Source organism: Brunnivagina elsteri CCALA 953 (assembly GCF_002289455.1).
GTDB classification, from domain to species: domain Bacteria; phylum Cyanobacteriota; class Cyanobacteriia; order Cyanobacteriales; family Nostocaceae; genus Brunnivagina; species Brunnivagina elsteri.
In genome coordinates this window covers 1-9,843 of sequence record NZ_NTFS01000250.1, presented here as the reverse complement: position 1 = coordinate 9,843, position 9,843 = coordinate 1, and the positions used below count along the sequence as shown (strand labels likewise).

Annotated in this window: 10 protein-coding genes and 1 pseudogene; 5 read left to right on the top strand and 6 right to left on the bottom strand. The window is 38.7% G+C overall.

Translation table 11 applies throughout. From position 1 onward, the window contains the following. Positions 1-165: 165 nt before the first annotated feature. Positions 166-498, bottom strand: a complete 333-nt coding sequence (gene petJ / locus CK510_RS19850) for a cytochrome c6 PetJ (protein WP_095723348.1) — start codon at positions 496-498, stop codon at positions 166-168. Positions 499-803: 305 nt separating this feature from the next. Here petJ and CK510_RS19845 point away from each other — a divergent pair, with 305 nt between their 5' ends. After that, on the top strand, positions 804-1,436 hold the full coding sequence (locus CK510_RS19845) for an SH3 domain-containing protein (protein WP_095723347.1): 633 nt from the start codon (positions 804-806) through the stop codon (positions 1,434-1,436). Positions 1,437-1,499: 63 nt separating this feature from the next. Here CK510_RS19845 and CK510_RS19840 read toward each other — a convergent pair whose 3' ends face one another. The 3 genes from CK510_RS19840 to petC form a co-directional block, all read right to left on the bottom strand. Beyond that, positions 1,500-1,946 carry an acyltransferase family protein gene (locus CK510_RS19840; RefSeq protein ID WP_095723346.1) on the bottom strand — a complete coding sequence of 149 codons (447 nt, stop codon included), beginning with the start codon at positions 1,944-1,946 and terminating at the stop codon, positions 1,500-1,502. Positions 1,947-2,197: 251 nt separating this feature from the next. Then, entirely contained in the window at positions 2,198-3,199 is a 1,002-nt protein-coding gene (petA, locus tag CK510_RS19835) for a cytochrome f (RefSeq protein WP_095723345.1), read from the bottom strand. Between the two features lie 125 nt (positions 3,200-3,324). Further along, positions 3,325-3,864 (bottom strand): cytochrome b6-f complex iron-sulfur subunit, encoded by a 540-nt coding sequence (gene petC, locus CK510_RS19830; RefSeq protein WP_095723344.1) that lies wholly within the window; start codon positions 3,862-3,864, stop codon positions 3,325-3,327. 295 nt (positions 3,865-4,159) lie between these two features. On the opposite strand from petC, the gene CK510_RS19825 reads away from it, so the two are divergent. After that, positions 4,160-4,471: a DUF3067 family protein gene (locus tag CK510_RS19825; RefSeq protein WP_095723343.1), complete on the top strand. Its 312-nt coding sequence runs from the start codon at positions 4,160-4,162 to the stop codon at positions 4,469-4,471. A 101-nt stretch (positions 4,472-4,572) separates the two neighbouring features. Here the strand turns inward: CK510_RS19825 and CK510_RS19820 are convergent, their stop codons facing one another. Both CK510_RS19820 and tatC read right to left on the bottom strand, forming a co-directional pair. Continuing rightward, on the bottom strand, positions 4,573-5,178 hold the full coding sequence (locus CK510_RS19820) for a Uma2 family endonuclease (protein WP_095723342.1): 606 nt from the start codon (positions 5,176-5,178) through the stop codon (positions 4,573-4,575). A gap of 277 nt (positions 5,179-5,455) precedes the next feature. After that, on the bottom strand, positions 5,456-6,238 hold the full coding sequence (gene tatC / locus CK510_RS19815) for a twin-arginine translocase subunit TatC (RefSeq protein WP_095723341.1): 783 nt from the start codon (positions 6,236-6,238) through the stop codon (positions 5,456-5,458). A 320-nt stretch (positions 6,239-6,558) separates the two neighbouring features. Between tatC and CK510_RS19810 the strand changes: the two genes are divergently transcribed. The 3 genes and pseudogenes from CK510_RS19810 to CK510_RS19800 form a co-directional block, all read left to right on the top strand. Then, entirely contained in the window at positions 6,559-6,786 is a 228-nt protein-coding gene (locus CK510_RS19810) for a hypothetical protein (protein ID WP_095723340.1), read from the top strand. A gap of 959 nt (positions 6,787-7,745) precedes the next feature. Continuing rightward, complete coding sequence (locus CK510_RS19805; protein ID WP_095723339.1) at positions 7,746-9,089, top strand: P-loop NTPase fold protein; 1,344 nt, start codon at positions 7,746-7,748, stop codon at positions 9,087-9,089. Further along, a pseudogene (locus tag CK510_RS19800) lies at positions 9,053-9,843 on the top strand (WD40 domain-containing protein); the annotation flags it as partial. The gene CK510_RS19805 and the pseudogene CK510_RS19800, both read left to right, overlap by 37 nt.

Below are 9,843 nucleotides of genomic sequence, written 5' to 3'. Positions count from 1 at the left end.
GGGTAGCATCTCAGTATGTGGGCTAAACTCCAGATTCTACTCTTCGAGAACGCTGAGTCGCAAGCGACACGCTTCGCGAACGCGAACGTTCCGCAAAGCTCCACTCAGAATGACAAATTATACCTTCCCAAACTTTTCAAACATGCTCTTAGATATCTATGATATCTATTTCCAATTGTTATCAGCTTGTGCGAGTACATACGCAGATACATCTTCAATTTGCTGTGGTTTCAAACGTCCTCTAAAAGCAGGCATCGCATTTTTACCATAGGTAACTTGCTTTGCGATCGCAGCCATTGAGTACATACCATATTTTTCGAGAGCATCTTTTTTCAAGGTTTTTTGCGCTTGGATTAAATTTCTTCCTCTTGCATGGCAAGCAGCACAATTAGCATTGAAAATTTTGGCTCCACTGGAAGTAGCAGCAACAGCAGGTGAAGTTAAAACAATACTCCAACTAAGGAATATTACTAACAATAACGAAATGATTTTTTTCATGTTTTATTCTTTGTGTAATGTTCTCAAAGCCCACAAATCAAAGCCCAAATAATTCTGAATTACCCGTACGGTTAATTCAAGTCAAAAAAATCACAATTTATGACAACTATATTTAATGTAGGGATTGGGTATCCCCATCCTTAGCTATCTAGACTGTTTGGAGAAGTCAGAAGCCTGGTTGTTGAGTATAAATCTTGAAATTAGTTACAGAGATTTCCGAAATACTCTCATGGAAATTTGAAGTTATTAGCATCGACAAAAAACAGACTAATTTAAACTACTTTACTAATTTAAGGAATATACTAATGGCTTACACAGCTTACATTTCAACCAAAGATGGTGATACCCTCAGCGTTCGCGATCGCGCAAATGGAACAGTAGTCACATCCTTAACTAATGGCACAGAAGTAACAGTAATCAGCGAACCAACATTCGCTGGTTCGAGAAAATGGGTACAAATTGATACAAATCGCTGGATTGCTAATGAATTTATTACAGTAATTCGTAGTGCAAAGTTGGTTGCAAAAAGAACTACAGAAACAATTAATGGTTTAAGAGTATATCAAACTCGATTAATTGACGGTACTGGTAAATTAATTAATACAGTTCGTGCTGTTTCTGGTCGTGCTAATAAACAAACACCATCAAATATTGCGGGTTCGCAAACACCTCTACCATTCGGTATTTATAAATTTGATTCTCCTGGTTCTGTCGGTTTTAAAGGTGGAGAATTTGGTGGTGTTTGGTCGCCAGTTACACCTATATTTAATACAGGGCGTTCGGAAATTGGTGTTCACTACGATCCATCAGCTTTATTAAATAATTCTAATAGCGGTACGGCTGGATGTTTTGCAACTCCGACTACTAGGGAAAAAGAGATTATGACGAACTTTATTAATACTTATAAACCTACCCATTTAATTGTTTACGAAGGATAGTAACAATTTTGACAATAGCTGAATAATATCCCTGACTTTTTGAATAAGCTGGGGATATTTAAGTTAATAAATAATTAAAATAATAATGTAGAATAATAATTCTAGGGTTAAAGTCCAATAAACTATATTAATATTTTTGGCTCCAAAAAATTCTTGGAACATTGAAAAATTTAAGATTATATCGTATATTTTGTCAGTTCTAGGTTTAGCAAAAATGGCAATATTGGTGATAACTATAGTACTAATAACCGATATCCAATAAACTGGGTATAGTCGGGCAAAACGACCGATAATAAAATCGAGGCTTCTTTTAATTCTTTTAATGCTTAATAATATAAAAAAACCGCTCAAAATGAAAAATAGCTGGACAAATTCTTCTAAATAGAAAAAATAGTGAAATGGATGAGAATTTTGCCAACTTGCGGGGTTTCCATAATGAAATAAAACTATAAAAAAAGCCGCTAAACCTCTTATAGCATCAAACTCTAGAAGCCTTTTTGATTTTTCCATGTGAGTGAATTAAGATAACTTATCTATTACAAAGAAATCATCACTATCCTAATTTACCAAGTCGGGAACGTCAATTAATACTGAAGAGATGATATGCAATCTAAAATGCTAAAACTAAAAAAGCTCGATTGTTCTCCTTAGTATTTTAGAATCACAAAAATACTAAAAAGAAGATCGAGCTTTTGAGTACCTGATATCCCCGTTTTCTGAACATGGGGAATTAGGGCATTTTGTTAAAACCTATCCAATGCTTAGAAATTCATTTCGGCAGCTTGGACTTTTTCCACTTGTTTCTTCTTTAATACCAACATTATTTGTGCCAGCATTACCAAGGAAACGAATGCAACCAACCAACCAATGCGGCTAGCATCTTGCAATACGATTTCAGTATCTTTTTGACCAAAACCACCAACATTCGGATTATTGGTGAGCGCGTCACCAGCTTTTACGGCTTGTCCTTCCGATACAATCAGTTCAGGACCAGCAGGTATGATGTCGGTAACAGTTTCGCCAGATTCGTTCTGGATACTTATCGCATATTTAACGTTACCGTCTTCGTCTTCTTCTTTGGCTATTTTGGTAATATTACCAGCAGCAGAAGCGGTGTATTGGTTATTATTGCTCTTTTCACCAGTGGGGTAAACCTGTCCGCGTCCGCGATTTGCACCTAAGTTGATAGAATATTTACCGAACTGAATGCTTTTATCGGTTGCGGGATTTGGTGAAAGAATCGGGAATATAATTTCTTGGTATTGTTCCCCAGGTAATGGTCCAACCAAGATGACGTTATCTTTTCCTTCGCGGTAAGACTGGAAGTATGTATCGCCAACTTCTTCCTTCAACTCCTCAGAAATGCGGTCTTCGGGGGCAATTTTAAAGCCTTCGGGAAGCATTAATACTGCACCAACATTTAGACCAACCTTAGAACCATCAGCACCAACCTGTTGCACACTGGTATCGTAAGGAATCTTCACAATTGCCTTAAATACAGTGTCAGGTAAAACAGATTGAGGTACTTCGATTTCTGCTGGTTTTTGAGCGAGGTGACAGTTGGCGCAAACAATTCGTCCTGTCGGTTCGCGAGGGGTTTCGGGGTAGGTTTGCTGTGCCCAGAAGGGGTACGCTTCGGCGGTTTGGGGTAATACGATCGCACTTGTAAGGAAGAATGTTACAGATGCGATCGCAACTAGCAATGATTTTGTCATTGCTTTTATGGCGGATTGAAACCGCGTCGTCGTGAAAGATTTTCTCATCTCTATAAGGACTACTATTTTTTTCTGCCAATCTTTAATACAAGTTGTTAGCTGTTAGCGGTTAGTTGTTAGTTATGAGTTTAAATAAATTCCTAACTCCTAATTACTAACTGCTAACTTGTTATTTATGCCCACCAAGGTGCTTCGTCTGTACGGAAGTCGGTTTCTGTCCAAGTGGTAAGAACTATTTTGTCATCCTGTACAGCAGCGTGACTCAATGCCAAAGACCTTGGCGCAGGACCACGAACTACTTTACCAGTTGCATCATACTGCGAACCGTGACAAGGACATTTAAATTTGTTTTCTGCGGCGTTCCAGGGTACAACGCAACCCAAGTGGGTACACACTGCGTTAATACCATAATCTGTAATAGCTTCCTTGCTTTCGACGACAATGTATGTAGGGTCTCCCTTAAGTCCTTGAACGAGAGTGCGATCGCCTACATTATGACTATCGAGAAACTTGCTGACGAGGACATCATTACCCAATTCGTCTTTTGCTGTAGCTCCACCACCAGCCCCACCACTAGCAGGTGGAATAAAATAACTAACAACGGGATACAATGCTCCCAGAGCAACTCCTGTCACAGTCCCGAACGTTAAGAGGTTCATGAACTGCCGTCGCCCCATATCGGGCACGTCCATTGATTCTGAAAATTGAGCCATAATCTGAGCGTTCTTTGTGTATTTTGTTAACAAATTGGACTAGAGTTCTAGCACTTTTTGAAACTCTTGTCTCAAATTAAAACATGCCTTGACCCACAAATCCGCACGGCAGTCGCCACAAAGAAGAGAAACTTCGCAGTTAACTGCCTCTAGAATTTTCTCTTCGGAGATTATGCTCTCTAAAGATATATCTAGCATCTTTTATGGTAGCATTACATTTCTTTATATTCTTATCATACTTGAGTTACGCAATTTAACATCATCACGAATTGTAAAATTATAGTTAGGTAAATATATGACCGGGAAAGAATTACGCGAGATGTTACTAGCTAAATGGGGTCGCTCGTATGATGTGCAATTGCGCCGCACTCAGGGTAAAATCTTTATGCAAATAATGTGGAAATATTTAGAACAAGCTTCTTTCCCTCTCAGTGAAGGGGAGTATCAAGAGCATTTAGATAGCGTGGCGAATTATCTCAATGCAATGGGTGGAGCATCCCAAGTGCAGGTATTTATACTGGAAACTCGCGAAAAACCACGTTTGGGTAAGGCTGTTAGTCTCGCTTTAGATTTAGGCGATCGCGCTGCGGAATGGTTGGTGGAATAAGGGACTAAATTGACACATGGCAAAAATTAGGATTTCTCTAATTTTTCAAAAATATAGAAGTTAGGTAAGGTGCGATCGCGTTCATATCGCGTATTAAATAATTACCAAATTTCGCTGAAATCCAGTACAAAACCAGGTAAAACATCCTCTCCACTTAATTTAGCAGGGTTATCCAATTCTTCAACCGCAGTATTAGGACGGTAAATGTAAACTTTGCACTGAACGCGATCGATTAACCAGCCTAAGAGAGTGCCATTTTTGATATACTCCTCCATCTTGGTTTTCAGTTCCTTTAAACTGTCGGATTCTGAACGTAATTCGATTACAAATTGCGGACAAATAGGGGCAAATTTTTTACGTTTGTCTAGAGGAATGGCTTCCCAATCTGTTTTTTTAATCCAAGCGGCATCGGGGGAACGCACCGCACCAGATGGTAATGTAAATCCACCACTTGAACCAAATCCAACCCCCGTACCATCTTGTTTTGTCCATAACCATAATTGCCCGATTAAGTCAAAGTTACGCTCATCAGTTTCCGAACCTGTGGGGGACATAATTACAATTTCTCCAGTTTTGTTGCGTTCGATGCGAAAATCCTTATTTAGCTGACAAAAATCAAATAGTTGGTCATCAGTCATCGTAATAACAGGATGAAATTTCAACACCATTGGATTAATTTCTGCTTCCAGAGAAAGTTGTGCTGTCATTTTTAACCTCACTGAATTTATTGAGATAACTTTATTAATGAAAGTAGTGGTAGAACGTCCCAACCAAGGTTCAAGAAACCCGGTTTCTCTTTAACTCAGTATGACTATCTTCGACGCAACATGGGTGAGAAACCTGGTTTCTCCCATCATCGGATGCTTTATGCAACGACGAATTATTTAGGTTCTCGTGTTTAGGGAGAAATTGGGTTTCTGGGTTATTCCAACTATTAGAGATTATTCATGGGGGAGAAACCCAATTTCCTGACGTTACTAACTATTATTTTCCTAGTAATTTCACTAAACCAATTCCACCAAAATAGAGAAATAAAACTGCTCCTGCTAGCAAAGTTTGTGTGAGCGGATCGGTTGATGGTGTTAGCACTGCACCCAAAACAACTGAACCTAAAATTACTGAACGCCAACCCGCAAGCATTTGTGCGGATGAGACAATCCCTAATGCTCCTAATAAGGTTTGTACTATCGGAATTTGGAAGGCTATTCCTGTTAAAAATAATAGCGATAATACAAACTCAAAATACTTTTCGATTGACCAAGATTGTTCGACAACATCCGCACCATAATTAATAAAAAAGTTTAAAGCTGCGGGAATTAATAATAAGTAAGCAAATACTAACCCAACTAAAAACAAAATACTCGAACCAAAAACAATCGGTGCTAGCAAACGTCGTTCTTTTCGGGTTAACCCAGGTAGGACAAACTGGACGATTTGATAGAGAATGAAAGGACTAGCAAGCACCAAACCTGTGTAACCTGCCACTTTAAAGGAGACAAAGAAAAATTCCCCAGGTGCCAACTGCAAAAATTTGATTCCCTGTGCGGGAACTTCAAGTAGCTTAACTAGGGGTTTGACAGCGATGAAACAGCCAACTGCTGATAATGCGATCGCAATTAATGAGTAAAAAATACGCTTTCTGAGTTCTTCGAGGTGATCGAATAGGGACATTTCGACTTCATCCGGTAATTCATCGAGTGAGTTAATGTCCGAATCCCCATATCCTTCGTTGTCGATTGCGGTATCTGTGTCTGGTGAAGTCGTCATGAGTCAGCGAAATGAGTTTTTAGACTGGGTTTGTTAACTATTTTATCTGTGGTTTGCAGCTGTCACAATTTTTTTTGTTTGTTAATTTCAATTTTATCCAAATTTTATCCGGTTTTACTGGGGTTTTACCTGCATACATAAGTAGAAAGCCGAATTGTAAGTATTTACTACTGGCAAAACTGCTGACCAAAATGTTTGGAACTGACAGTTTGGATTTGAAGTCATTTAGATAACAAACGATGCTCAGTTATCTTAATACTATCTATACGCATTTACCACAGTGTCATGGATGTCATGAATTTTATTTACTGGGGCTTTTTATGATTAGACTAATTTACTTGGGAATGATTGCGCTGCCTATTTTTGTCGGCTATCTAGGTCGAAATGTTGCAATTCGCAACTTATCTATTTTAACCCAAGATACTTCAAATGTAGCAAATTTTTCGACGGTCACAGAAAGTAAGGGGGTAGAGTTGAAACCGTATTTAATCGCTGGACGTAATGAAAAACCCGATATTTGTATGCAATTGGGAAGTTGCAAAAACTGATACATAATTCTTTTTATATGTCATTTAGAATTGCTTAAATCCTTTTAATTAAGGTATTAAGTCATGACTGGGCTTTCGTTTGTATTTTTATTCGGATATAGATAATCTTACTTAGATATAATTACTTGTATTAGAGTTTGTAAATAAAATTTTGGTTTCGCGATCGCAATAAAATCTCAAAAGGGGTAATAAATTATATGATTGTCCAAAAACTCAATTTCTTTTATCGATAAAATCTCTAAATATTACTTGATTTCACTTGATTTTACCTAATTCCAACAGGTTATTTGTCTCCTCTATTTTGTAGAGCTTATATTTTTTAGTGAAATTATTTTTAGTGAAATTAAGATACTCAGCTAAATAACGAGAATAATTTGATTGTATTGCCGTTTTATCCCATATTTACCTGAATTTTGGGGAGATATTTTTGTGCTTTATGTTCAGATATTTCTGGCTTTGAGTGTGTGTATAGACGTTTGAGTCATGAGGTATTAAAATGCAATAATTAGGATGCATCACAAAAACAGAATAATGTCAACGTAGATTTTAGCAATTATTGAGCTATTTTCTAGACACAGTTCATCTAGTTATAGGTTTGTCCATTAATAGCATTTCTACCTAATAACTAATAAACCCACTTCCGAGTAATTTTGTCAAGAGTTCAGAGAAAAACAGAAAAGTAGTGTTTTTGGTTTGTTGTTTTAGGAATGTTATTAAATTATGGTTAATTGGGAATTGGGAATAGAGTACTAATTTGTATCTTATAACTCAATACGGTTCAGTTAAGAATAATCTATTCAATATTTTAAACCGCCATAGACACAGAGAACGCCAAGAAAGAGAAGGAAAAAAATGCTTAACTGTATTGTCTTGTAACTAGCAATTAACAACTATTAACCATTAACTACTAACCATTAACAACTAGCATTATTACTTTCCCAAAGGAAGTTAGATTGGTTATGCTCTTAGATTTAGAAAGATTTTATCAAGCGTGCAATCCGAGCAAACCGCTAATGATAGGAAATGCTGTAGACCGTCAGTACTATATTGATTTTGCTTCAGTACGAGGTGGTAAAATCATTGAAGCTTTGCAGCGCACCATCACCCGAATTTCGCCGGATACACCCACTTGTCAACTGTTTACAGGTCATATTGGATGTGGTAAATCGACCGAGTTGTTGCGACTGAAAGCGGAGTTGGAACAACAAAAGTTTCATGTAGTCTATTTTGAATCCACGCAGGTTTTAGATGTGGTGGATTTGGATGTGACTGATATTATGCTTGCGATCGCAGGAAAAGTCAGCGAAAGTCTGGAAGCTATCAAAATTCGCCTGAAGCCAACCTATTTTGTCAAGTTGTTTGGGGAAATTGTTAATTTTATTCAAACACCGCTTGATTTAGAATTGCAAGGCGAATTATCGGTGGGGATTGCCAAAATTACCGCAAAAACAAAGGAAAGTCCCAATTTACGCCGACGTTTGCGGGATTACCTGGAACCCCGTACTGAGAATATTTTACAGTCGATTAACCAAGAACTTTTAGACCGTGCTAATCAGGAATTGAAGCAGCAGGGTAAAAAAGGACTTGTGGTGATTGTGGATAATCTCGATCGCGTGGATATTCGTCCTTTGCCTTCTGGACGTTCTTTGCCGGAACATTTATTCATCGATCGTGGTGAACAACTTCGTAAACTCAACTGTCACCTTGTTTATACCATTCCTTTGGCTCTTACTTTCTCGAACGATAGTGTTCACCTCCAGCAACGTCTGGGGGGTGGTGTTGCCCCGAAAGTACTACCTATGATACCAATTAGGCGACGCACTGGGGAAATTTATAACCCTGGATTGGCATTAATGCGGCAGATGGTATTGGCGCGTGCTTTTCCTGATGTCCGTGCAGTTGATAGACTAGAGTTAATTACGGAGGTGTTTGATAATCAGGACACGCTCGATCGGTTGTGTTTGATTAGTGGTGGTCACGTTCGGGATTTGCTTGGTTTATTATACGATTGCCTGCGGGAACAAGACCCACCTTTCGATCGGGAATTGGTGGAGATGGTGATTCAGCGACACCGAGATTTTCGGGCAAATCCCATTGATATCCATGAATGGGATTTGATATTTCAGGTTGTCCGGGAACAAAAAGTTAGGGGTGATATTGAATACCACACTTTGTTACGTAGTTTATTTGTATTTGAATATCGCGATCAAGATGGTGCTTGGTTCGCTGTCAATCCAGTTTTAGCCGAAACGCAGAAGTTTAAATCATGGTTGGAAAACACCCAGCAGCAGAAGGTATCTTAGGGGCAAATGACCGTGCCTTGAATAGTTTACGTCGAGCGATCGCACTTTCTCAAGGGCAGTTTTCGCTATGTTTGGTGGGTTGTAATTATGGGGTTTTGCGTGAGGAAATGCTGCAACGACTTGAGGAGACTTTGGGAGAGAGCTACCCAATCCATCAGGTCACTTTGTCCAGTAATGCAATTAGTTTGTATTCTACTATCCATGCCCAACTTGGGGATAAGAAACCAGCAGCATTACTAATTCTGGGTTTGGAGTCTGTCGATGAACTTGACGACTTATTGCGAACCATTAACCATATTCGCGATGAATTTCGTAAACGTCATCATTTTCCGATGGTGTTTTGGGTAAACGATGAACTGCTGCGAAAATTGCGGCGGTTCGCCCCTGATTTTACCAGTTGGGCGGCAACTCCGATCCGTTTTGAGATGACTACCCAGGAGTTGAGGCAATTTTTACAGGATAAAACTGATACGTTATTTGCGAAGATTTTAGATATTGGTAACGTTCAAGGTAGTAAGAATAATTCCCACGCCACATTAGGGGAAGTTTGGGATTACAGCAGCTATGAATTTCGCTGTGCCATTAAAGAGTTACAACATCGCGGAATTGATTTAGAACCCAAACTTGACGCTTCACTGGCATTTGTTTCCGGGTTAGATGATTATGCCTGCGATCGCATTGATTCTGCCATTGATTATTTTCAGACTAGCTTGGAGTTTTGGCAACAAGGGAACCCCTCTTCCCCCCCTTTCCC

What these genes read in the sequence shown, in the direction of transcription:
- petA (WP_095723345.1), bottom strand. Translation starts at nt 3,199, where the DNA reads ATGAGAAAATCTTTCACGACGACGCGGTTTCAATCCGCCATAAAAGCA.
- tatC (WP_095723341.1), bottom strand. Translation starts at nt 6,238, where the DNA reads ATGACGACTTCACCAGACACAGATACCGCAATCGACAACGAAGGATAT.
- CK510_RS19805 (WP_095723339.1), top strand. Translation starts at nt 7,746, where the DNA reads ATGCTCTTAGATTTAGAAAGATTTTATCAAGCGTGCAATCCGAGCAAA.
- CK510_RS19845 (WP_095723347.1), top strand. Translation starts at nt 804, where the DNA reads ATGGCTTACACAGCTTACATTTCAACCAAAGATGGTGATACCCTCAGC.
- petJ (WP_095723348.1), bottom strand. Translation starts at nt 498, where the DNA reads ATGAAAAAAATCATTTCGTTATTGTTAGTAATATTCCTTAGTTGGAGT.
- CK510_RS19825 (WP_095723343.1), top strand. Translation starts at nt 4,160, where the DNA reads ATGACCGGGAAAGAATTACGCGAGATGTTACTAGCTAAATGGGGTCGC.
- petC (WP_095723344.1), bottom strand. Translation starts at nt 3,864, where the DNA reads ATGGCTCAATTTTCAGAATCAATGGACGTGCCCGATATGGGGCGACGG.
- CK510_RS19820 (WP_095723342.1), bottom strand. Translation starts at nt 5,178, where the DNA reads ATGACAGCACAACTTTCTCTGGAAGCAGAAATTAATCCAATGGTGTTG.
- CK510_RS19840 (WP_095723346.1), bottom strand. Translation starts at nt 1,946, where the DNA reads ATGGAAAAATCAAAAAGGCTTCTAGAGTTTGATGCTATAAGAGGTTTA.
- CK510_RS19810 (WP_095723340.1), top strand. Translation starts at nt 6,559, where the DNA reads ATGATTAGACTAATTTACTTGGGAATGATTGCGCTGCCTATTTTTGTC.